This is a genomic window from Geothrix sp. 21YS21S-4 (assembly GCF_030845995.1).
Taxonomy (GTDB): domain Bacteria; phylum Acidobacteriota; class Holophagae; order Holophagales; family Holophagaceae; genus Geothrix.
On sequence record NZ_CP132719.1, the window covers coordinates 464878 to 486447 of the forward strand.

Here is a 21570-nt window from a genome sequence, read left to right on the forward strand (position 1 = left end):
AGGCCAAGGCGGCGAAAGGGGGCGGTCATGAACCGGATCCTGCTGGTGGAGGACAACGAGATGAACCGGGACGCCATCTCCCGGCTGCTGGAGCGGCGGGGCTTCACCCTGCTCCTGGCCGCCGACGGCGAGGAGGGCGTCCGGCTCTGCCGGGAGACCAGGCCGGACCTGGTGCTCATGGACCTGGGCCTGCCGGGGATCGACGGCTTCGAGGCCACCCGGCGCATCAAGGCGGATCCCGTCACCAGCCACATCCCCGTGGTGGCCCTCACGGCCCGGGCCCTCACCTCCGATCGCGAGGCGGCCTTCGCGGCGGGCTGCGACGACTACGACACCAAGCCCGTCGATCTCGGGCGGCTGGTGGACAAAATCCGCCGGCTGACCGGCGATCCGGAGGCGCCATGATGCCTGTTTCCGTCGGGGCTCCCGCCCGGCTGCTCGTGGTGGACGACGCCGAATCCAACCTGGAGGTGATGACCCGCATCCTCGAGCGGGAGGGCCACCAGGTCGTCACGGCCTCGGGCGGGGCCGAGGGGCTGGCGAAGCTGCGGGACGGCGACTACGACATGGTCCTCCTCGACGTGATGATGCCCGGCGTGGACGGGATCCAGGTCATGCAGGCCATCCGCGACGACGAGCGGCTCAAGCGCATTCCCGTGGTGATGCTGTCCGCGCTCCACGAGCAGGACACCATCGTGAAGTGCATCCAACTGGGGGCCCAGGACTACCTGCCCAAGCCCATCAACCAGCAGCTCCTCAAGGCGCGGATCAAGGCCTGCCTCGAGCGGAAGCGGCTGCAGGACCTGGAGGACGCCTCCACGTTGAGGCTGGAAGCCGTCGGCGCCCAGTTGCGGGCCGCCAACGAGCAGCTGCGCCGCGCCAATCAGCTGAAGAGCCGCTTCCTCGCCACCGCCGCGCACGACCTGAAGAACCCCCTGGGCGGCATCCTCCTGCTGGCGGATCGGATCCGGATGGAGGCGGAGCGGGGCGCGCCGCCCGAGCGCATCGCGGCGCAGGCCGGCCGCGTCCACGAGGTGGTCCAGAAGATGGTCCACATCATCAACAGCCTGCTCGACACCACCGTCCAGGAGATGGGCGAGGTGATCCCCGCGTTCGAAATGGCGGATCTGGGTTCCGTCATCCGCGCCGTGGTCCGCGAGAACGAGCCCTACGCCGCCAGCAAGGGGATCCGCCTGCATTGCGACGCTCCGGACGGGCTGTGCCGCGGAGTGGTGGACCGCGCCCGGCTGGCGCAGGCTGTGGACAACCTCGTGAACAACGCCATCAAGTACTCGCCCGGCGGATCCGAAATTCAGGTGGGCCTGGAGCACCACGGCGAAACTCCGGGCGGCGTCGCCCGCATCGGCGTGATCGACCAGGGGCCCGGGTTCACGCCCGAGGATCTGGATCGGGCCTTCGCCCCCTTCCAGCGCCTGTCCGCCCGCCCCACCGGCGGCGAGCACAGCACCGGCCTCGGCCTGTCCATCGTCAAGCAGATGGTCGAGCTGAACGGCGGCCGCGTGTGGATCGAAGGCGACCGGGCCTGGGGCGGCGCCTTCCATGTGGAGATCCCGCTGCGGGAGCTGGAGCCGACGAGCGTACCGCTGGCGTGATCTCCGCCAGCCCGCGGTTCCGTGGCACGACCTTCTTGTCGGGATCCGGTTTCGGATGCGCCGCTGAATGGGTCCTCTGTCACTCGGCGGTCCCGTGGCATGACCTCCTCGCCGGGGCCCGACTCCGGATGCGCCCCCGGCGCATCCTCCGTCACCCGGCGGTCCCGTGGCATGACCTCCTCGCCGGGACCCGACTCCGAATGCGCCCCCGGCGCATCCTCCGTCACCCGGCGGTTCGGTGGCATGACCTCCTCGCCGGGACCCGACTCCGGATGCGCCCCCGGCGCATCCTCCGTCACCCGGCGGTCGGTCAGGGACAGAGTCCTCCGTCGACGTTGATGATCTGGCCGCTCATGTAGCTGGCCCAGTCGGAGCACAGGAAGGCCACCACGCCGGCCACCTCCTCCGGCTCGCCTTCGCGCTTGAGGATGGCGGGCGCCAGCATCTCCCGGCGGGCCTGCTCGGGCACGTCCTGGGTCAGTTCGGTGCGGATGAGGCCGGGATTCACGGCGTTCACCAGCACGCCGAAGGGCGCCATCTCCCGCGCCAGGCTGCGCGTGAGGGCGATGACGGCCCCCTTGCTCGCGCCGTAGTTGGTCTGCCCCGCCTTTCCGAGGATCCCGGTGGGGCTGACGATGTTGACGATGCGGCCCCACTTGCGGGCCATCATCCCCCGCACGACGGCCTTGGTGGCGTAGACCGTGCCCCGCAGGTTCACGTCCATCACCTCTTCCCACTTCTCGTCGCCCATGAGAATGAAGGGGCCGTCCTTCCGCGTTCCCGCGTTGTTCACGAGGATGTCCACGGGCCCCAGCTCCGCTTTCACGCGCTCCGCGGCGGCATCCATGTCCGCCTTCACCCGCACGTCGGCCAGCACCACCACGGCCCGGCGGCCCAGGTCCCGGATCTCCGTCGCTACCGCTTCGGCGAGGTCCAGGTTCTTCTGCGCATGCACCACCACGTCCGCGCCCCACCGCGCGAATTCCACGGCGATGGCCCGGCCGATGCCCCGCGAGGAGCCCGTCACGAAAGCGATGCGCCCCAGCAGGGGAGGCCGATTGAAGGTCATGGGACAACTCGAATCCAACGGATTAGGATGCCTGAGGGGGGAAAGCATGTCCAAGGATCTGGTCGCGCCCGAGGCCATGGAAGCCTTCCTGAAGGCGCACCCCGACTGGGTCGCCCAGGGCGACGCCCACGGCCTCACCCTGCGGCGGCGCTACGTCTTCTCCGCCTACGCCCGCGGCGTGGGCTTCGTGATGGCGGCCGCGGAGCACGCCGAGCGCGTGGATCACCACCCGGACCTGACCCTCGGCTACCGCTGGGTCGTGGCCGTCCTCACCAGTCACGTCAGCCGCGGCGTCACGCCGCGGGACCTGGATCTGGCGGAAGCGCTGGACCGGATGTATCGGGAGCACATCTAGGAAGCGCGCTTTCCGCGCCAGCCAAGCGTTTCCGCAAAGAAGGGAAGGAGCGGGGGCTGCGGGATGGACCCGCTTTCGCTCCGTCGGCAAATCCGGAAGGGTCGCGACGGACGCGGGAAGAATCCGCTTCGCCCTCGCAGACAAACGAGAGGGCGAAGCAGGTTCCCGGTTTCAGGGTTTCCGCGGCTTGGGCTTTCCGAACCGCGGCGCGGGCTTGCCCGCCGGACGCTCCGTCGAACCTTCCCGGCGGGGACGCGCGGAACGGTCGGCGGGGCCGTGGGCGGAACGCGGTCGCGCGTCGTCTTCGCCCGAGCGGGGGCGACTGGGGCGATCGGCCGGATTGAACGCGCGCCGGGGCCGCTCGTCGCCGTCATCGCGGCGGGGACGGGCCGGGCGATCCGAGGGGCCCGCGGTGCGCCGGGGGCGCTCATCTCCGTCGTCGCGACGGGGACGGGCAGGGCGCTCCGTGGAGCTGAACGTGCGGCGGGGTCGCTCGTCGCCGTCATCGCGCCGAGGCCGGGCGGGACGATCCGCGGGACCCGCGGTGCGCCGGGGGCGCTCATCACCGTCGTCGCGGCGAGGACGGGCAGGGCGCTCCGTGGAGCCGAACGTGCGGCGGGGCCGCTCGTCGCCATCCTCGCGGCGGGGCCGCGCGGGGCGATCCGTGGGACCTGCGGTGCGCCGGGGGCGCTCATCCCCGTCGTCACGACGAGGGCGGGCAGGACGGTCCGTGGAACCGAACGCGCGGCGAGGACGCTCGTCGCCGTCATCGCGACGGGGCCGTGCGGGTCGATCCGAGGGGCCCGCGGTGCGGCGGGGGCGCTCATCCCCATCGTCACGACGGGGACGGGCCGGACGGTCCGTGGAGCCGAACGTGCGGCGGGGCCGTTCGTCGCCATCCTCGCGGCGGGGCCGCGCGGGGCGATCCGTGGGACCTGCGGTGCGCCGGGAGCGCTCATCACCGTCATCACGACGGGGAGGGGCAGGGCGGTCCGTGGAAGCGAACGTGCGGCGCGGGCGTTCATCGCCGTCGTCTCGCCGCGGATGGGAGGGCCGATCCGAGGCGCCGAAGGGACGGCGGGGGCGGTCCTCTCCGTCCTCGCGGCGGGGCCGTTCGCCGTCGTCGCGCCGGGGACGCTCGTCGGGGCGGTCCTCGAAGCGCTTGGCGCGGGCCACGCGCTTGAGCTTGTGGTCGCGGCTTTCGGTGGGATGGAAGATGCCCTCTTCGCCCTGGACGCCCGTGGAAGCGCGGTGGATGCGGGCCTGGTTGCGGAGGGCCTTGAGGGCGGCCTCCATATCGGCGGGCATGGGCGCGGTGACGGTGACCTGGTCCTCGGTGACGGGGTGCTTGAAGCCCAGCAGCTCGGCGTGCAGGGCCTGGCGGTCGAGGAGCGGGCTCTCCACGCCGTAGACCTGGTCGCCCAGCAGCGGGAAGCCGCGGTCGGCGAACTGGACGCGGATCTGGTTGCGGCGGCCGGTTTCCAGACGCACTTCCACCACGGTGTGGCCCGGGAGGCGCTCCACCACGCGGTAGTGGGTGACGGCTTCCTTGGCGCCCGCGGGCATCCGCTTGCCGCCCCCGGGGCCCTTGCGGACCTTGGCCACGGACATCTTGAGCGACTTGGCGTGCTCGATCAGATGGCCCGCCAGGGTGCCGCTGTTCTCGGGCAATTCGCCCACGAGGACGGCGCGGTACACGCGCTGGAGGCGGTGCAGCTCGAAGTGCTTCTTGAGGCCGTGGAGGGCTTCGGGGGTCTTGGCGAAGACCAGGACGCCGCTGGTGAAGCGGTCCAGGCGGTGGACGATGAACAGGTTGAAGCGCTTGAACCCGCGGCGGCGGTAGGACTCGGTGATGGCCTCCGCCAGGCTGGGCTCGCCGCCCTGTTCCGCCGGCACCGTGAGCAGCCCCGCGGGCTTGAACACGAACAGCAGGTGATTGTCCTCCCACAGCGCCTCGTAGGGCCCCGCAGTCAGCTTCTTGGCGGGAGGCAGCACGTCGTAGACGAGCTCGGGGTCGAACGCGACCTTCACGGCGTCGCCCGCCTTCAGCCGGAGGCCGTGCTTGTCGGCGATCTCGCCGTTCACCGTCACGCAGCGGCCGTCGATGAAGCCCTTGGCCTGCCGGTGGCTGATGACCATCACCTTGTGCAGTTCCGAAGCCAGGGCCGCGCCCTCGTGCTCCGCCTGCCATTCCCGTTCGATGCGTGCCATGGCGCCGCCCTCCGTCATCGCCCCGCGTCCTTGCAAACGCCAAGCGGACATCCAGAAGATCACGGAAAAGAGTGGGCTCCTAACGAAAAGGGAGCGGCTGGGCCGCCCCCTTTCCACTGGGACTGGAAAAAAGCTACCGCTTCTCCCCCTTCGCGAAGTCGCCGGCCTTCACCACGACGAAGGCTTCCGGCCGCAGATACTTCCGCAGCGCGGCGTTGACCTCGTCCAGCTTGAGGGCCTTCACCTTGGCTTCCAGCTGGGCCTGGAAGAGGACCGGGCGGCCCAGATGGAGGCTGTCCGACAGCCACGCGGCGATCTCGCGATCCTCCTGGCGCTGGGCTTCTTCGCCCTGGAGCCAGGTCGTGCGGGCGAAATCCAGTTCCTCTTGCGTGAGGCCGTCCTTCAGGGCCCTCTGGATCTCCTCCTGGAAGGCGGCTTCGAGCTTCGCGCCGTTCTGGGGGGCATGGATGGCGTAGGCCTGCCAGGAGGCGACGGGATCCTGGCTGCTCACGTTCACGAAGGAGCCGGCGCCGTAGCTGAAGCCCTCCTTCTGGCGGAGGCGGTCGGCGATGCGGTTCTTCAGGGCGCCGCCGCCGAGGATCTGGTTGGCCATCAGGAAGGCTGGGTAGTCGGCGTCGGTGTCCTGCATGGCCCAGCGCTCCGCGGCCAGGAAGATGGCCATCTGCTTGTCGGGCGTCTCCAGCACCTTCACCTGGCCCGTCACGTCCTTCAGGCGGGCGGGAATGCGCTCGTAGGCCGAGGCGGATTTCCAGGTTCCGAAGAGGTCCGTGACCAGGCCCTGGATCTCCCGGGCGTCGAAGTCGCCGGAGGCGGCGAAGGTCCCGCAATCGGCGCCGTAGAAGGCGGCGTGGAAGGCCTTGAGATCCTCGGCCTTGGCGGCCTTCAGGTCCTGGAGCCGCGTCTCGAAGGGGCGGTAGGCGGAGGGATGCCCCGCCGGATAGGGATCGAAGGTGCGGCCCATGAAGTCCATGGCCTGGGCCTGGGGCTCCTGGCGCTGGGCCTCGATGCCCGTGGTCTGCTGCTTCACGAGGGTGTCGAGCTCCGCGGGGGGGAAGGCGGGCTCGCGCAGCACCTCGGCCGCCAGCTTCAGCGCTTCGGTGAGGTTCTCCCGCGGGACGGTGAGGCGCACCGCGGCGGACGTGGCGCCGCCCGTGAGGGCGACTTCGGCCTTCATCCTGTCGAAGGCGTCGGCCAGTTCCTGGCGGGAGTGCTTGAGGGTGCCGCGCAGCAGCATGTCGGCGGTGAGGCTGGGAACGGCGGCCTTGTTCCTCAGGGTGGCTTCCTGCCCGAAGTGGAGGGTGAACTGGACCGCGGCCATCCCGCCCTTGGTCTTCTTGGACAGGAGGGCGCCCTTCAGGCCATTGGGCGCGGTGAAGCGGACGGCCCGCTGGTCCACGTTGGCCGGGCTGGCGTCGAAGGCTTCGCCCTGGGCGACGGCCTTGCGGCCGGTGTAGCTCTTCACTTCGGCGGCAATATCGGGCACCGCCGGCACGTCGGTGCGATCCGGCTTGTCCGTGGGGACGTACTGGCCCAGGGTGCGGTTGCTGGGCTTGAAGTAGGCCAGCGCCGCGGCCTGGACCTGCTCCAGGGTGGCGGCCTCGGTGCGGTCCCGATCCAGGAACCACTGGCGCCAGTCGCCGGTGGCCATGGCTTCGCTCAGGCCGATCGCCATCGTCTTGGTGTCGGCCGTGGCCTGGTCGACGTTCTTCCGCGCCTGGGCCTTGGCCCGATCCAGTTCGGCCTGGGTGAGCGGCTTGTCCTTCAGGCCTTCCACTTCGCGCAGGAGCGCTTCCTTGGCCTTCTCCGGATCGCCGTCTTTGGGCAGGACCACCCCGAACATCTGAAGGCCCGGCTCGTAGGTGCTGAAGGACAGCGGGAACACTTGGGCCGCCAGCTTGGCTTCCACCAGGGCCTTGTACAGCCGGCCGCTGGGCGCGTCGGACAGGATGGCGGCGGCGAGGTCCGTGGCGCTGCGGTCAGGATGGGCGCCGGGCGCCACGTGGTAGCCCGCCACCAGGAGCGGCGTGCCGCCCACGCGGCGGATGGTGACCAGGCGCTCGCCGTCCTGGACGGGCTCCACGGTGTAGGTGGGCTCCAGCGTTCGGGCCGGAGCCTGGAGTTTCCCGAAGGCGGCCTGGAGGTAGGCCAGGGTCTGGGGCTCGTCGAACTTCCCGGCGACAAGCAGGATCGCGTTGTCCGGCTGGTAGTACTTCCGGTAGAAGGCCCGGAGGTGGTCCACGTTCACGTGCTCGATGTCGCTGCGGGCGCCGATGGCGGGCTTCCCGTAGTTGTGCCAGTCGAAGGCGGCCGACATCACCCGCAGGATCGTCGTGCGAAAGGGGCTGTTCTCGCCCGCCTCGAACTCGTTGCGCACCACGGTCATCTCGCCGCTCTTCCCGTCCTTGCCCCACAGGGTCTCGGCCGTGAAGGCGCTGTTCTGCATCCGGTCGGCTTCGAGGTCGAGGGCCTTCTTCAGGTTCGCCTCGGAGGCGGGAAAGGAGACGTAGTAGTTGGTGCGGTCGAAGTTGGTGGTGCCGTTGGCGTCGCCGCCCAGCTCGTTGAGGATCTTCCAGGTGTCGGGCCGGTCCTTCGTCCCCTTGAACAGCATGTGCTCCAGCAGGTGGGCCATGCCCGTTTCGCCGTAGTGTTCGTGGCGGCTGCCCACCAGGTAGGTGATGTTGGTGGTGACGGTGGGCTTGCTGGCGTCGGGGAACAGCAGGACCCGCAGGCCGTTGGCCAGCCGGTATTCGGTGATGCCCTCCACGGACGCCACTTTGACGGGGGCCGCCGGCGCGGTGGGCGCGGCCGCCTTGCGCCGGGGTGCCTTGGGGGCCTCCCCCGCCACCAGCGCGAGGGCCAGGACCCCGCTCAGGGGAAGGACGAGTCGACGGGAGAAGGGCATGGCGCCTCCTGGCTGGAAAAGACTTCGAAACGAGAGGCCTCAGCTTACGAGACCTTTTTCCAACGGAGGGTTAAGAATTGTTAAGGCTGGGCGAGCAGTGCTTCGAGCTGCGCCTGCCAGGCCGCGCGGAGATCCTCCATCCGGTGCCCCCGGCCCCGGTCGCTGGCGCTGAACAGCAGCCCGAGCGGGCTGGGATGGGGCAGGCGGTGCAGGTCCATGGGCGGGGCCTCTGGCAGGCGGGTGAGCACCCATTCCGCCCGCTTCCCCAGGGCGATGACCCTGAGCGGAGACGTCCGGCCCTTGGAGGCCCGGGCCAGTTCCGCCGTCAGCCGCGCCACGTTTTCCGGCGCCAGCAGGTCGCGGTTGGAGGGGGCGTGGAAGTGTTCGCCGTCCTTGGTGGGGCAGGCCGGGAACGCGTTGCTGAGGGCGGTTCCTTTGAGGCGCGGCGCCAGCTCCAGGCGCTTGAACCGCGCGCCGTTCCATTCCTCCCAGGCGGCTTCGGGGACTTCGGCTCGGCCCGTGGCGGCGAGGGCGCGGTAGACGGGAAGCCCGGCGGCGTCGCCCCAGAAGGGGATGCCCGACTGGTCGGCGCCCCGGGGGCCGGGGGCTTCCCCGAAGAGCATCACGGAGACGGCCCCCGACCGGGGAAACAGGGGCGCCACGGCCTGGCCGAGGATGCGGGCCATGGTCACTCCCGGGGCTGGCCTTCCTTCATCAGCGCCGAGACGGCCTTGAACTGGGGATGGTTCTTGTCCCGGGCCCACTCGAAGGCCACGGACTCGTGGTTGGTGAGGGTGGCGCCGGCCGCGGCCATCCGGTCGAGGGCGTGCCTGCGGTAGTCCTCCCCGCGCCCGCTGATCGCGTCCCAGCAGAGGTGAACCTCGTGCCCGGAGGCGAGCAGTTCCAGCACCGTTTGCATCACGCAGACGTGGGCCTCGATGCCGGCGATCACGACCTGGCGCTTCGCCGGGGGAAGCCCGGGCCGCGCCTGCTGGAGCAGCCCCTCGAAGTCCGCGTCCCCGCAGCAGCCGAAGGCCGTCTTCTCCAGGAAGAACGTGGGCGTCGACAGGGCGTCGAAAGCCGCGCGGAAGCCCGCTTCCGTGGGGCCGATGCCCTTGGGGTACTGCTCCGTGAGGATCACCGGCACGGAAAACAGGTCGGCCAGTTTCAGGAGGCGCCGGGCGCTCTCCAGGGTGCTGGCGGGACGGTGGACCATCCCGACCAGTTTTCCCTGGAAATCGATGGCGACCAGGATGCTGCGGGAGGCGTCGAGAAGGGCCATGGGGGCTCCTGAAAGCGGGAATCCAGCCTAGCTCCGGCGAGGGGGCCCTACCAGACCCGCACGCGGTCGGCGGGGGCGAGGTAGAGCTTCTGGCCCGGCTTCACGAGGAAGGCGGCGTACCAGGCATCCAGGTTGCGGGACGTGGCGGGGCGGAGCGCCGCCGGGGTATGGCCGTCCGTCAGGATCTGCTGCCGCAGCAGCGGCTCCCGGGTCTTCTCCCGCCAGCTCTGGGCGTAGCTGAGGAAGAACTGCTGGTCGCCCGTGAGCCCCTGGACCGCGGGCGCCTCCTTCCCGCCCAGGGACAGGCGGTAGGCGTCGTAGGCGGCGGCGAGGCCCGCGATGTCGGCGATGTTCTCGCCCAGGGTCTGCCGCCCGTTGACGTGCAGGCCCGGCAGGGGCTCGTAGGCGTCGAACTGCTTCGCCAGCCGGTCGGCGGAGGCCTGGAAATGCTTGAGGTCCTCGGGCGTCCACCAGTTGTTCAGCTTCCCGGTCGCGTCGAACAGCGATCCGGAATCGTCGAAGCTGTGGCTGATCTCGTGGCCGATCACCGCGCCCATGGCGCCGTAGTCCATCACCATGGGCCGCCGGGAATCGAAATAGGGAGGCTGGAGGATGGCCGCCGGGAAGTTGAGGGCGTTCATCACCGGCAAGTTCACGGCGTTCACGGTTTGGGGCGTCATCACCCATTCGCCCCGGTCGATGGGCCGGCCCAGCTTGGCGACGTTGCGGGCGTACTCGAAGCGCTCGGCCCGCTCGGCGTTCCCGAAGGCATCGCCCGGCGCGATCCGCAGTCCGCCGTAGTCCTGCCAGCGGTCGGGGTAGCCGACGCCCACCTTGAGGGCGGTCAGCTTGGCGAGGGCCTTGGCCTTGGTGGCGGGCGACATCCAGTCCAGGGCCTCGATGCGGGCCTGGAAGGCCGCGATCAGGTTGGCCACCATCTTCTGCGCCCGGGCCTTCTCCTGGGCCGGGAAGTGCTTGGCGGCGTACGCCTTCCCCACGGCTTCACCCAGGGCTTCATTGGTGAAGGCCACTCCGCGGACCCACCGCTCCCGGGGCTGGGAGGCGCCGCTCAGGACCTTCCCGTAGAACGCGAAGGAGCGGTCGGCCACCGTCTTGGGCAGGACCCGCGCCCGGTGCTGGAGGGCGTGGAAGGTCAGGTAGTCCTTCCAGACGTCCAAAGGCACTTCCGCCGCCAGGGCGGACAGCCCCACAAAGGCGGCGGGCTGCCAGACCACGAAGGTCTCGGCCCGCTCCAGTCCCGCGGCGGCGAAGTAGGCCTCCCAGTCCAGGCCCGGCGCCTTCGCGGCGAAATCCCTGCGGGCCCAGTGGTTGTTGCCCTTCTGCACGTCGCCGGATTCCTCCCGGCCGAGGTGGACGCGGGCCATGCGGGTCTCCAGGTCCACCACCGCAGCGGCCCGGGCCGGGGCCCCGGCGACGCCCGCCAGCGCCAGCATGTCCGTGACGTGGGCGAGGTACTGGGCCCGGATGGCCGCCATGCCTTCGGAGGGATCCAGGTAGTAGGTCCGCTCGGGCATCCCCAGGCCGCCCTGGAGGAGGAAGGGGGCGTAGCGGGACGGATCGTCCAGATCCTGGGCCACCCACAGCCCAAAGATGTTGTCCGTGTAGTAGTTGGTCGCGTTCAGGATGTCCACGTCGGCCCGGAGCGTCGCGCCCAGGTAGCGGGCCAGGTCCCTGCGATCGTGGATCGCGGCGATGGTTCGGAACCCGGGCTGGATGGGAGCGAGGCCCTTGGCTTCGATCCCTTTCTCGTCCATGAAGCTCGCGTAGCAGTCGCCGATCTTGCGCAACTCGGAGCCCGCGGGGGCTTTGGATTTCGCTGCGGCCTGGATCAGGGCGGCCACGCGCCGGTCGGTCCGGTCCGCCACCTCGTGTCCCACCCCGAAGGAGCCGCGGTCCTCGGGAATGGCGGTCCGCTTCATCCAGCCGCCGTTGGCGTAGGCGTAGAAATCGTCCCCGGGCGCCGTCGCGCGGTCCATGCCCGCCAGATCGAGCCCTTTGGCGGGTGCCGAGGGGGGTGGAGCGGCCAGGGCGACGGCCGCCAGACAAAAGACCAAGGGGGAGAAAGAGCGGCGCATAGAGGACCTCGAAGGGCGGCGAGCGCGGAGCGGCAACAGGCAAAGGCCCGGCCCTTCCAGAGGTTAGGCGCCACCGGTTGGCCCCGGAAGACCGCCCGCAGTCTTCCCGGCGGGACGAAGCAAGTGGGCGGAAATTTCCGTGCCGTTTCTTTTGACAAACCATCTGTGGCATCCCGATATGGGCGGCCTATGTTTAGACTCCACAGGAGAAAGAGCAATGATTGGCGACCTTAAGGACGAGCGTAGGCGTGGGTTGACGCCGGCGAAAGCGGAGAGCCGCGGCGCGCTCTGGTCCCTTCCGAGTGGTTACCGCCTTCCCAACCTCGTGGACGCGGCGCCTCTTCTGATCGGCGATCCCTCCCATCCGGTGCGCCTGCGCGCCGCGGACCTCGACGATCCCGAGGGCTATCGCCTGCGGTTGGCGGCTTGGCTGCTGGAGCAGGGCTAGAGCGAGCGGCTCAGCCGCACAGGACGGTTCCCCCGTTCACGTTCAGCACCTCCCCGGTGATGGAGGCGGCCCAGGGGCTGAGGAGGAAGGCCACGGGGCCGGCCAGGTCCTCCGCTTCCGGAATGCGGCCGAGGGGGAACCCGGCGGCGATGCGCCGGCGCTGGTCGGGGTCGGACCGCAGCGCCGCGGCGCTCATGTCCGTGTCCACCCAGCCGGGCGCCACGGCATTCACCCGGATCCCGTCGGGCCCCAGTTCCGGCGCCAGGGACTTCACGAGGGAGATCACGGCCCCTTTGCTGGCGGCATAGGCGCCGTGGCGCGCCTCGCCGCGCTGCCCGGCGGTGCTGGACAGCAGCACGAGGCTGCCGCCGCCAGCGCGCTTGAGGGCCGGGATCACCTCCGCGTGCCAGCGGAACAGGCCGGTGACGTTGGTCTCCAGGATGTCCAGGAGGACGTCCTCCTCCGGCAATTCCGCGGGCGTCGCGGCCCAGATGCCGGCGTTGCCCACGAAGGCGTCGAGCCCGCCCCAGGCCGCTTCCACGGTGGCCACGGCGGTCTGGGCATCGGCCCGGAGGCGCTGGTCGGCGCGGATGGCGAGGACGGATCGCCCTTCGGCGGCCAGTTCCGCCTGGAGATCCAGCGCGGCCTGCTCCTGGCTGAGGTAGGTGAAGGCCGTGCGGGCGCCCAGGTCCGTCAGGAGGCGGACGGTGGCGGCGCCGATCCCGCGGCTGCCGCCGGTGACGAGGACGCGGAGGCCGGAGAGGTCGAGGGTCATGGCTGCTCCTGGAAGGGGGCGACGACGCAGCGGTCGTGCAGGCGGGGGATGAGCTCCCCCAGCCGGGATTCGGGAACGAGGAAGGCGATGGAGACCGTGCTGCTGCCGGTGAGCAGGCCGCCCACGGGCTCCTGGCCCAGCGCGGCGAGGTGGCGCAGGGCGGCGAGGGGATCGGTCCGCAGGCCCTCGCCCACCAGGGCTACCACCGCCCAGCCCGATTCGCAGCCCACCCCGGCGGCGGCCAGGGAGGCGAGGACGCCGGTCGCGGCGGAGGTCTCGGGCCGGAGCGCCATGAGGGTCCCCGCAGGACTGGAGACCAGCCCGAAGCGGAGGGCGCCCGCTTCCTCCAGGCGCCGGGCGGCGTCGAGCGGCGCTTCCAGCCCGGCGGCGGCGGGAAAGCGGAGGAGGGCGATGCCCTCCTTGTAGGCCACGGAGGTGACGGCGCCCGGCTCCCGCGCGGGCGGGTGGGGCAGGATCTCCGTCCGCGGCGCCCCGGGCCGGAGGGTGTTGGCCACCACCAGCCGGAAGCCCGCCCGGCCGCCGGGGGCCAGGCAGTCCGCGTGCAGGACCTTCGCCCCGAAGGCGCTCAGGGCCTCCGCTTCCCCCAGGCTCATGCGGGGGATGGGCCGGGCCTCCTCCACCAGGCTGGGATCGGCGGTGAGCACGCCGTCCACGTCGGTCCAGATCTGGACTTCCTCGGCGTCCAGGGCCTCCCCCAGCAGGGTGGCGCTGGTGTCGGACCCGCCCCGCCCCAGGGTGGTGGTGAGGCCGTCGGCGGTGGCGCCGAGGAAGCCCTGGGTGACCCACAGCGCGCCCGCAGCCAGGGCCTCGCGCCAGGGCGCGGCGGCCTCCCGCAGGGCGGAAAGCTGGGGTCGGGCCCGGCCGAAGCGGGCGTCCGTCCGCATCGCCTCGCGCACGTCGCGGAAGGCGCCGCCGAAGCAGCCCGCGGCGAGGTGCGCGGACAGCGTCTCGCCCACGGCCAGGGCCGAATCCCGGCCCCGGGCGGTGGCCTCGCCCAGGAGGGCCATGCCCGTCACCAGTTGGTCGAGGCGCTCGAAGAGGGGCATCCATGTGGACCGGATCTCCGTCCACAGCCCCAGCTCGGACGCCACGCGCCGATGCCGATCGCGGAGGGCGACCAGGCGTTCCCGGGCGGCGGGCAGGTCGCCGGCGCCGGCCGCGCCGCAGGCCTCTCCGATGAGATCCGTCGTCCCCCGGAGGGCCGACACCACCACCAGGCCGCCGCCGGGCAGCTCCTCGCGGACGATGGCGGCGGCGCGGCGCAGGGCCTCCGCGCTGCCCACGGAACTGCCGCCGAACTTCAGGACCTTGGTCATGCGCCGCGCTCCTCCAGAAGCCCGTCGAGCCACACGGCCACCTGGGCCCACTCCATCAGGAAGGCGTCGTGGCCGTGGGGCGTCCGCAGCCAGTCGAGGCGGACGTCGGCGCCCGCGGCCAGCGCAGCTTCCGCCAGTTCCAGGATCAGGTCCGGCACGAAGAGCTGATCCGAATCGATGCCCAGGACGTGCAGCGGGCAGTGGAGATTCCGAAGCGCGGCCTCCAGCCCGCCGCGGCCCCGCCCCAGGTCGTGGGCGTCCCAGGCCGCGAGGAGGGCCAGGTAGGACGCGCGGGTGAAGCGGTCCGCCAGCGCCGCGCCGTGGTGGTCCAGCCAGGGGCGGATGTCCTCGCCGCCGAAGCGCCCGTTGAGGCTCTTGGCGGTGCGGAAGGTGAGCATGGCGGCGTGCCGGGCCAAGGCCACCGCGCGGTCGTCGGGCAGGGCGGGCTCCTGGAGGATGCGCCGCTGCACGTGGTTGTGCCCCAGCAGCCAGGCGTCGCTGCGGCCGCCCGTGCCGATGACGCCCAGGGCGCCCACCCGCTCCGGCACGCGGAGGGCCAGCTCCAGCGCCACCATGCCCCCCAGGCTGCCGCCGGCCACCGCGTCGAAGCGCAGGTCCTCCGCCTCGATCCACGCTGCCAGCCCTTCGGCCATGTCGCGGGGCGTGAGGGGCGGAAAAGGCTCGTCTTGGGCGGGCCCCGTGGAGCCGTAGCAGGAGCCGGGGAGGTTCGGCGCCCACACGGTGACGCGGTCCGCGGCCAGCGGCGCGTCCTCCGCGAACAGGGGCCCCCACCAGCCCTTCGGTCCGTCCGGATGGACGCCGCCGGTGAGGGCGTGGAGGAGCAGCACTTTGAGCGGACCCTGCCCGATGCGCCGCCAGGCGATCTCCATGGACAGGGATTGTCCACTTTCCAGCAGGACGGGTGAGGACTTGACGGCGACGGGCATGGGAGGGGCTCCGGTTCGTGGAAGGGCGGTCAGGCGGACAGCAGGGCCTGGTCGAGATCCTCGATCAGGTCGTCCACATGTTCCAGGCCCACGCTCAGGCGGATGAGGTCGTCGGTGACGCCCGTGGTCGCGCGCTCCGCGGAGGAGAGCTGCTGGTGGGTGGTGCTGGCGGGATGGATGATCAGGCTCTTGGCGTCGCCCACGTTGGCCAGGCGAGAGAAGATTTCCACGCGGTCGATGACGGCCTTCCCGGCATCCAGGCCGCCGCGCACGCCGAAGGTGAGGATCCCGCCGAAGCCCGCGCCGGGACGGAAGTAGCGCGCCGCCGCGGCGTGGTTCTCGCTGGCGGGAAGGCCGGGATAGTTCACCCACGCCACCTTGGGGTGGTTCTCCAGCCACTGGGCCAGCGCCAGGGCGTTTTGTCCGTGGCGCTCCAGCCGCAGGGGGAGGGTCTCGATGCCCTGGAGGATGAGGAACGCGTTGAAGGGGCTCAGGGCCGCGCCCGTGTCGCGCAGCCCCTCGATGCGGGCCTTGGCGATGAAGGCCGCGGGGCCGGCGAGGTCCGCCAGCACGGCGCCGTGGTAGGCGGCGAAGGGTTCCGTGAACTCCGGGAAGCGGCCCGACCGCCAGTCGAACTTGCCGCCGTCCACGATGACGCCCGCGACGGAGGTGCCGTGCCCCCCCAGGAACTTGGTGGCGCTGTGAACCACGATGTCCGCCCCGTGGGCCAGCGGGTTGAGCAGGTAGGGGCTGGGCAAGGTGTTGTCCACGATGAGCGGAATGCCCGCCTCGTGGGCGATGGCCGCGATCACCTCGAATTCGGGCACGTCCAGCTTGGGATTGCCCAGGGCCTCCAGATAGACGGCGCGGGTGGCGGGGGTGATCGCGGCGCGGAAGGCCTCGGGATTCCTCGAGTCCACGAACGTCGTGGTGACGCCGGTGCGCGGCAGGGTGTGGCGGAGGAGGTTGTAGGTCCCGCCATAGAGGTTGTCGCCCGCCACCACGTGATCACCGCCGCGGAGGAGGGTCGTCAGCGTCAGGGCGATGGCGGCCTGGCCCGAAGCCACGGCCAACGCGCCAATTCCGCCTTCGAGCTGCGCCACGCGCGCTTCAAGCACGGCGGTGGTGGGGTTGGTGATGCGGGTGTAGATGTTCCCCGGCACCTCCAGGCTGAACAGCTTGGCGCCGTGCTCCGCGGAGTCGAACACGTAGCTGGTGGTCTGGTAGATGGGCACGGCGCGGCTCTTCGTATCGGAATCCGGGCTGTGGCCCCCGTGCAGGGCGAGGGTTTCGAAGCGGGGGGTGCGGGTGGCGGTGGCGCCCATGGCGGCTCCTGGAAAAGGGATGGAAAGGGCGAGGCCCGCAGTCCAAGCAAGTCCAGGATGGGGAGCCGATCGCCCGTCCCACGGGGCCCGCGACGCCGGCCAGCCTTATGTCCAGCGAGGCGGCGCGCGCCGGGCGATGGGGGACATCGTCCAAGCGTGCCAACGCTGCTGGGCGTGAGGCTGGCCTCGTCCCGGAGGGCTGGGGCGGCGGCCTTCGCCTGGCATCGTCCCGCTCCCTCGACATGGATCCACCATGCCTTCGGTCGCGCTCCTTGCCATGTTCGGCCGTCGCTCCCAGCGCGGGCCTCGTGGGGCGGGCGATCGGCTCCTAGACGCCGAAGGGCCCGACTATGCGGGCCCTTCGGCGTCTGCATCAGTTCGACACAGCTCGACATCTCTCCGCGATGACTCGCGGCAGGAATTGGCACCTTGCTTTCGCAGGTTGCCAAGGTTTCACAGGGCCCGTCCCTCCACCTTTCTGGATAACTCGCTATGGAACTGGCAAGGAACTCGTAAGAGAACGGCCCCGCAGGGCCGGTGAACCAAAGTAGTGCAGAAGGATCTCCGTGGCAAGCCGGTCGAAAGCGCCCGGTCGCGTTCGACCTGGTACGATGCCTTCGCATCCCTCGTCGGCCTCGCCTCGGGGCCGCTCTGCCTCGAATTTGGAGTTCCCCCCATGCGCCGCCATCCCTTGATCCTGTCCCTGGCAGTCCCTTTCGCGCTGATGGTGGGGTGCGTCAGCCCCGACATGGACGTGGCGAAGATCCGCATCGGAATGACGAAGAAAGAAGTGATCGAGCGCGTGGGAAGCCCGAGCCGGATTTCCACCGTCAACGACACGGACGTGTACGAATACGAGGCCTACGATCGGTACGGCGCCATCAAGATCAATTCGCGCTCCCGCTACATCCGGCTCGTCAACGGCAAGGTCGATGCGTTCGGCACCCGCGAGGACCTGCAAGCCGGAAGGGCCGCGCAGGGGATTCCGGCGAAGGGGGTTTTCGAAGCCCAGCCGGCTCCCGTCGCTCCGGCTGCCTTTGATCTGCGAACCGAGCTGGAGAAGCTGGAAAAGCTGAAGAAGGACGGCCTCATTTCGGAAGATGAGTTCAAGGATTTGAGGCATAAGGTGCTGGACAAGGCGAAGGCCCAATAGCACGCTGCCGCGGCGTCTCCGCGGCATTCCTCGTAACGGATGGGCGATCAAGACCCAAGATTTTTCACCACCAAGGCACCAAGAAAAGCCATGCCCGCGGTTGATGCGGTTCTTGGCGCCCTTCGTGTCTTGGTGGTGATTCTTATTTTTTAAATGCAATGTGGCATCAGGCGCTGAAGTACCGCGCCTGCGGATGCCAGGCCACGAGGGCGCTGGTGGTGTATTCGGGGTCCATCTGATGGGTCTCGCTGAGGCGGACGCCGATGGCTTCGCCGCGCAGCAGGTCGAGAAGCGCGGCGTTGCCTTCGAGGTCGGGACACGCGGGATAGCCGTAGGAATAGCGGGAACCCTGGTAGCCCTGGGCGAACAGGGCGCGTCCCGGCAGATCCTTGCCGTCGATGCCCAGCTCGCGCCGGATGCGGGCGTGGACGCGCTCGGCGTAGGCTTCCGTCAGCTCCGTCGCTAGGCCGTGGAAGGCGAAGTAGTCGGCGTAGCCGTCCTCGGCGTAGAGCTGTACCGCGTGGTCCGCGGCGGCCTGGCCCAGGGTGACGAGTTGGAGCGCCAGGACGTCGCGGCGGTCGGCGCGGAAGAAGTCCGCGATGCAGAGGCGCCGCCCCGCCGCCTGGCGCGGGAAGGCCAGCCGGGCGAGGAGGCGCTTGGGATCCGCGGGGTCGAACACCCGCAGGGCGTCGCCGTCGGCCTGCGCCGGGAAGTAGCCGTAGCGGGCCTTCGGCTGGAGGACGGGATCGGCGGCCAGGCGCGTCTTCCAGGCGGCGAGCTGGGGCTCGGCCTTGTCCCGCAGGACGGCGACGAAGGCCGCGTCGCTGAGCTTGCCCTGCGCGAACCCCCACCGGTTGCGGATCAGGGCGAACGCGTCCAGGAACTCGAACAGGTCCGCGGGCGCGTCCGCCAGTTCCCGCACGCCCCAGAAGGGCGGCTCCGGCGGCGGAGCGTCGTGGCGGACCCAGCTGCTCTGTCCCTGCGTGGTCAGCGGCACGGAGGCGCCGCCCCGCCGCAGGATCCGGATGTCCTCTCCCGCGGTTGGAGCGGGGACGGGGATTTCCGTCGACGCGCCGGGCGAGACGAGAGCCTGCATGTGCCGCAGCCCCTCGAAGGCGTCTTCGGCGTAGAGGACGGGCCCCGAGTAGGCGCGGCGGCAGTCGCCTTCCACGTAGTCGCGGGTGAGGGCCGCGCCGCCCAGGATGACGGGCACGCGCCGGCCCTGCTCCTCCAGGTAGTGGAGGTCCTCCTTCATCACGACCGTGGACTTCACCAGCAGCCCGGACAGCCCGATGGCGTCCGCGGGCCACGCCTCCAGTTCCTTGACGATGGCCTCGATGGGCTGCTTGATGCCCAGGTTCTTCACCTCGAACCCGTTGTTGCTGAGGATGATGTCCACCAGGTTCTTGCCGATGTCGTGCACGTCGCCCTTCACGGTGGCCAGCAGGATGCGGCCCTTCCGGTAGTCCGCGCCTTCGCCCTTGGGCAGGTGCGGCTCGATGCGGCGGATGGCGGCCTTCATGGCCTCGGCGCTCTCCAGGACGAAGGGGAGCTGCATCTCGCCCGCGCCGAAGCGCTCGCCCACCACTTTCATGGCGCCCAGAAGCACCTCGTTGATGAGCATCAGGGGATCGTGGTCCTTCAGGGCCTCGTCCACGTCGGCGAGGATCGCCTGTTTGCCGCCGTCCAGGATGCCGCGGCGGAGGCGCTCCAGGACGGGCAGGTCGGCCCGGGATTCCGCCGCGGCGGCCTGCCGGCCGCTGAACCGCGCCAGGACGGCTTTCAGCGGATCGTAGCCCTCGCTCCGCCGGTCGAAGATCAGGTCCTCCACGATGCGCCGGTCCTCGGGATCGATGGACGCCACGGGAATGACCTTCGAGGCGTTGAAGATCGCCATGTCCAGGCCGTGCTTCACTCCGTGGTAGAGCATGAGGGCGTTCAGGACGTGGCGGGTGGCGGGGTTCAGACCGAAGCTCACGTTGCTGACGCCGAGCAGCGTCATCACGCCCGGAAGTTCGGCTTTGATCAGCCGCAGGGCCTCGAGCGTCTCCACCGCCGATCCGCGGAAGGCCTCGTCCCCGCTGCCCAGGGTGAAGGTGAGGGGATCGAGGATCAGGTCACCGGGATCCAGGCCGTACTCGCCCACCGCGAGGGCGTGCAGCCGCCGCGCCACTTCCAGCTTCTCCTCCCGGGTCTTCGCCATGCCGCGCTCGTCGATGGTGAGGCCCACCACCGCGGCGCCGTAGGTGCGGCACAGGTCCAGGATCCGGCGGGCCTTGGCCTCGCCGTCCTCGAAGTTGATGGAGTTCACCACGCACTTGCCGGGGCTCCGCTGGAGAGCCCGTTCGAGGACGGGCACCTCGGTGCTGTCGATCATCAGGGGCAGCGTCACCTGCGAGATCAGGCGCCCCAGCAGCTCGTCCACATCCCGCACTTCGTCACGCCCCACGAAGGCCACGCAGAGGTCCAGCAGGTGCGCGCCTTCCCGCTGCTGGTCTTTGGCCAGGGCGACGAGGCCGTCCCAGTCCTCGGCGGCCAGCAGGTCGCGGAATTTCTTGGACCCGTTCGCGTTCGTGCGCTCGCCGACGATGAGCGGCGCGGGCTCCTGCCGCAGGGTCACGCTCTGGTAGAGGCTGGCGGCGCTGCGCTCCAGCTTCGGCGCGCGCTTCGGCGGATCGAGCTTCTCCACGCCGGGCGCGAGGGCCCGGATATGGTCCGGCGTGGTGCCGCAGCAGCCGCCGACGATGGCCAGCCCGAACTCCCGGGCCGCGTGCAGCACCTTGGGCGCGAAGGTCGCCGGATCCAGCGGGTAGACCACCTGGCCGCCCACGTTCTGCGGAAGCCCGGCGTTGGGTAGGCAGCTGATGGAAAAGGGGCTGGCCTCCGCGAGGGTCTGCAGGTGCATGTGCATCTCGTCGGGCCCCGTGGCACAGTTGAGGCCCAGGACGTCGATGCCCAGCGGCTCGACGCTGGTGAGGACGGCGGAGATGTCCGAGCCCACCAGCAGGGTGCCGGTGGTTTCCACCGTGGCCTGCACCCACAGCGGGATCCGGCGCTGCTTGGCGGCCATGGCCTCCCGCGCGGCTCGCACGGCCACTTTGATTTGGCCCAGGTCCTGGCAGGTCTCGATGAGGATGGCGTCGGCGCCGCCGTCCAGCAGGCCCTCCATCTGGACGCGGTACGAGGCCAGCAGCTCCGCATAGCCCACGTGCCCCAGGGTGATCAGCTTGGTGCCCGGTCCCACGGAACCCACCACGAACCGCGACCGGTCGAAGCTGCGGGCCACTTCCTTCGCGAGGGAGGCGGCCTGGACGTTGAGGGCGTAGGCCTGGTCCGAGAGCCCGAATTCCCCCAGCACCAGCGGATTCGCGCCGAAGGTGTTGGTCTCCACCGCGTCGGCCCCGGCCCGGAAATAGCTCTCGTGGATCTCGCGGATCCACTGGGGCCGCCGCTCGGTGAGCAGATCCACGCAGCCCTCCAGCGCCGCGCCGCCGTAGTCCTCCACCGTGGGCTGCCGGGCGAAGATCTGGGTCCCCATCCCGCCGTCCAGGAGCAGCACCTTGTCGCGGAGGAGGGTGTCGAGGGTCGTCATGGGAAGGCCTTGCGTTTAACCGCAGATGTCGCAGATGGGCGCAGATGAATGAAGAAGCGCGTCGTGGCTTTTCATCTGCGAACTCTGCGTCATCTGCGGTTTCATGTTTTTCAAATCCCCAAATACTCGATGTCCACGTCCCCGTGGACGCTGACCTGGCAGGCGAGGCGCTGGTCGGGAGGCGCGTCCAGGCCCTTCAGGAAGTCGCGCTCTTCGGGGCTGGGTTCGTTGCAGTGCGCCAGGCCCCGGGCGACGCGGACGCGGCAGGTGCCGCAGGAGCCCGTCCGGCAGCCGAAGGTGATGTCCGCCCCCGCCGCGTCGGCGATCCGCTGCAGCGCCGCCCCCGCGGGCGCCTCCACCAGCAGATCCTCCAGGAGGAAGTGGACCTTCACGGACATGGAACACCCGATTCACGGAGGGAAAGATCACCACCAAGGCACCAAG

Annotated in this window: 17 protein-coding genes and 1 riboswitch; of the genes, 5 read left to right on the forward strand and 12 right to left on the reverse strand. The window is 70.4% G+C overall.

What is annotated here, in order from left to right:
• The first annotated feature begins 27 nt into the window (after positions 1–27).
• On the forward strand, positions 28–405 hold the full coding sequence (locus RAH39_RS02240) for a response regulator (RefSeq protein WP_306591177.1): 378 nt from the start codon (positions 28–30) through the stop codon (positions 403–405).
• Entirely contained in the window at positions 402–1613 is a 1212-nt protein-coding gene (locus RAH39_RS02245; protein ID WP_306591178.1) for a hybrid sensor histidine kinase/response regulator, read from the forward strand. The genes RAH39_RS02240 and RAH39_RS02245 overlap by 4 nt, the downstream gene beginning before the upstream one ends.
• Before the next feature lie 310 nt (positions 1614–1923).
• On the opposite strand, the gene RAH39_RS02250 is transcribed toward RAH39_RS02245, so the two are convergent.
• Positions 1924–2682 (reverse strand): 3-oxoacyl-ACP reductase family protein, encoded by a 759-nt coding sequence (locus RAH39_RS02250; RefSeq protein WP_306591179.1) that lies wholly within the window; start codon positions 2680–2682, stop codon positions 1924–1926.
• Between the two features lie 46 nt (positions 2683–2728).
• Here RAH39_RS02250 and RAH39_RS02255 point away from each other — a divergent pair, with 46 nt between their 5' ends.
• The gene (locus RAH39_RS02255; RefSeq protein WP_306591180.1) at positions 2729–3037 is read left to right on the forward strand and encodes a 4a-hydroxytetrahydrobiopterin dehydratase; all 309 of its coding nucleotides are present in this window, start codon (positions 2729–2731) and stop codon (positions 3035–3037) included.
• Between the two features lie 171 nt (positions 3038–3208).
• On the opposite strand, the gene RAH39_RS02260 is transcribed toward RAH39_RS02255, so the two are convergent.
• From RAH39_RS02260 to RAH39_RS02280, 5 genes are all read right to left on the reverse strand, one after another.
• Positions 3209–5248, reverse strand: coding sequence for a pseudouridine synthase (locus RAH39_RS02260; protein WP_306591181.1), 2040 nt, complete (start codon positions 5246–5248; stop codon positions 3209–3211).
• A gap of 133 nt (positions 5249–5381) precedes the next feature.
• Positions 5382–8171 (reverse strand): M16 family metallopeptidase, encoded by a 2790-nt coding sequence (locus tag RAH39_RS02265; protein ID WP_306591182.1) that lies wholly within the window; start codon positions 8169–8171, stop codon positions 5382–5384.
• Between the two features lie 80 nt (positions 8172–8251).
• Complete coding sequence (locus RAH39_RS02270; RefSeq protein WP_306591183.1) at positions 8252–8857, reverse strand: uracil-DNA glycosylase family protein; 606 nt, start codon at positions 8855–8857, stop codon at positions 8252–8254.
• Positions 8858–8859: 2 nt separating this feature from the next.
• Complete coding sequence (locus tag RAH39_RS02275) at positions 8860–9453, reverse strand: isochorismatase family protein (RefSeq protein WP_306591184.1); 594 nt, start codon at positions 9451–9453, stop codon at positions 8860–8862.
• Between the two features lie 47 nt (positions 9454–9500).
• Positions 9501–11549: a M13 family metallopeptidase gene (locus RAH39_RS02280; protein WP_306591185.1), complete on the reverse strand. Its 2049-nt coding sequence runs from the start codon at positions 11547–11549 to the stop codon at positions 9501–9503.
• Positions 11550–11802: 253 nt separating this feature from the next.
• On the opposite strand from RAH39_RS02280, the gene RAH39_RS02285 reads away from it, so the two are divergent.
• Positions 11803–11997: a hypothetical protein gene (locus RAH39_RS02285; RefSeq protein ID WP_306591186.1), complete on the forward strand. Its 195-nt coding sequence runs from the start codon at positions 11803–11805 to the stop codon at positions 11995–11997.
• 10 nt (positions 11998–12007) lie between these two features.
• Here RAH39_RS02285 and RAH39_RS02290 read toward each other — a convergent pair whose 3' ends face one another.
• The 4 genes from RAH39_RS02290 to RAH39_RS02305 are packed head-to-tail and all read right to left on the reverse strand — an operon-like array spanning position 12008 to position 16381.
• Complete coding sequence (locus RAH39_RS02290) at positions 12008–12772, reverse strand: SDR family NAD(P)-dependent oxidoreductase (protein WP_306591187.1); 765 nt, start codon at positions 12770–12772, stop codon at positions 12008–12010.
• A complete protein-coding gene (locus RAH39_RS02295) occupies positions 12769–14109 on the reverse strand; it encodes an aspartate kinase (RefSeq protein ID WP_306591188.1) in 1341 nt (446 codons plus the stop codon). Before RAH39_RS02295 ends, RAH39_RS02290 begins: the two co-directional genes overlap by 4 nt.
• Complete coding sequence (locus RAH39_RS02300) at positions 14106–15056, reverse strand: alpha/beta fold hydrolase (RefSeq protein ID WP_306591189.1); 951 nt, start codon at positions 15054–15056, stop codon at positions 14106–14108. The genes RAH39_RS02295 and RAH39_RS02300 overlap by 4 nt, the downstream gene beginning before the upstream one ends.
• A gap of 29 nt (positions 15057–15085) precedes the next feature.
• On the reverse strand, positions 15086–16381 hold the full coding sequence (locus tag RAH39_RS02305; protein WP_306591190.1) for an O-acetylhomoserine aminocarboxypropyltransferase/cysteine synthase family protein: 1296 nt from the start codon (positions 16379–16381) through the stop codon (positions 15086–15088).
• 388 nt (positions 16382–16769) lie between these two features.
• Positions 16770–16870: riboswitch (SAM riboswitch) on the reverse strand.
• Positions 16871–17057: 187 nt separating this feature from the next.
• On the opposite strand from RAH39_RS02305, the gene bamE reads away from it, so the two are divergent.
• The gene (bamE, locus tag RAH39_RS02310; protein WP_306591191.1) at positions 17058–17534 is read left to right on the forward strand and encodes an outer membrane protein assembly factor BamE domain-containing protein; all 477 of its coding nucleotides are present in this window, start codon (positions 17058–17060) and stop codon (positions 17532–17534) included.
• A 166-nt stretch (positions 17535–17700) separates the two neighbouring features.
• Here bamE and metH read toward each other — a convergent pair whose 3' ends face one another.
• Both metH and RAH39_RS02320 read right to left on the reverse strand, forming a co-directional pair.
• Positions 17701–21126, reverse strand: a complete 3426-nt coding sequence (metH, locus tag RAH39_RS02315; protein WP_306591192.1) for a methionine synthase — start codon at positions 21124–21126, stop codon at positions 17701–17703.
• A 110-nt stretch (positions 21127–21236) separates the two neighbouring features.
• Positions 21237–21524, reverse strand: coding sequence for a 2Fe-2S iron-sulfur cluster-binding protein (locus RAH39_RS02320; RefSeq protein ID WP_306591193.1), 288 nt, complete (start codon positions 21522–21524; stop codon positions 21237–21239).
• Between the last annotated feature and the right edge of the window lie 46 nt (positions 21525–21570).

What these genes read in the sequence shown, in the direction of transcription:
- RAH39_RS02240 (WP_306591177.1), top strand. Translation starts at nt 28, where the DNA reads ATGAACCGGATCCTGCTGGTGGAGGACAACGAGATGAACCGGGACGCC.
- RAH39_RS02245 (WP_306591178.1), top strand. Translation starts at nt 402, where the DNA reads ATGATGCCTGTTTCCGTCGGGGCTCCCGCCCGGCTGCTCGTGGTGGAC.
- RAH39_RS02250 (WP_306591179.1), bottom strand. Translation starts at nt 2,682, where the DNA reads ATGACCTTCAATCGGCCTCCCCTGCTGGGGCGCATCGCTTTCGTGACG.
- RAH39_RS02255 (WP_306591180.1), top strand. Translation starts at nt 2,729, where the DNA reads ATGTCCAAGGATCTGGTCGCGCCCGAGGCCATGGAAGCCTTCCTGAAG.
- RAH39_RS02260 (WP_306591181.1), bottom strand. Translation starts at nt 5,248, where the DNA reads ATGGCACGCATCGAACGGGAATGGCAGGCGGAGCACGAGGGCGCGGCC.
- RAH39_RS02265 (WP_306591182.1), bottom strand. Translation starts at nt 8,171, where the DNA reads ATGCCCTTCTCCCGTCGACTCGTCCTTCCCCTGAGCGGGGTCCTGGCC.
- RAH39_RS02270 (WP_306591183.1), bottom strand. Translation starts at nt 8,857, where the DNA reads ATGGCCCGCATCCTCGGCCAGGCCGTGGCGCCCCTGTTTCCCCGGTCG.
- RAH39_RS02275 (WP_306591184.1), bottom strand. Translation starts at nt 9,453, where the DNA reads ATGGCCCTTCTCGACGCCTCCCGCAGCATCCTGGTCGCCATCGATTTC.
- RAH39_RS02280 (WP_306591185.1), bottom strand. Translation starts at nt 11,549, where the DNA reads ATGCGCCGCTCTTTCTCCCCCTTGGTCTTTTGTCTGGCGGCCGTCGCC.
- RAH39_RS02290 (WP_306591187.1), bottom strand. Translation starts at nt 12,772, where the DNA reads ATGACCCTCGACCTCTCCGGCCTCCGCGTCCTCGTCACCGGCGGCAGC.
- RAH39_RS02295 (WP_306591188.1), bottom strand. Translation starts at nt 14,109, where the DNA reads ATGACCAAGGTCCTGAAGTTCGGCGGCAGTTCCGTGGGCAGCGCGGAG.
- RAH39_RS02300 (WP_306591189.1), bottom strand. Translation starts at nt 15,056, where the DNA reads ATGCCCGTCGCCGTCAAGTCCTCACCCGTCCTGCTGGAAAGTGGACAA.
- RAH39_RS02305 (WP_306591190.1), bottom strand. Translation starts at nt 16,381, where the DNA reads ATGGGCGCCACCGCCACCCGCACCCCCCGCTTCGAAACCCTCGCCCTG.
- bamE (WP_306591191.1), top strand. Translation starts at nt 17,058, where the DNA reads ATGCGCCGCCATCCCTTGATCCTGTCCCTGGCAGTCCCTTTCGCGCTG.
- metH (WP_306591192.1), bottom strand. Translation starts at nt 21,126, where the DNA reads ATGACGACCCTCGACACCCTCCTCCGCGACAAGGTGCTGCTCCTGGAC.
- RAH39_RS02320 (WP_306591193.1), bottom strand. Translation starts at nt 21,524, where the DNA reads ATGTCCGTGAAGGTCCACTTCCTCCTGGAGGATCTGCTGGTGGAGGCG.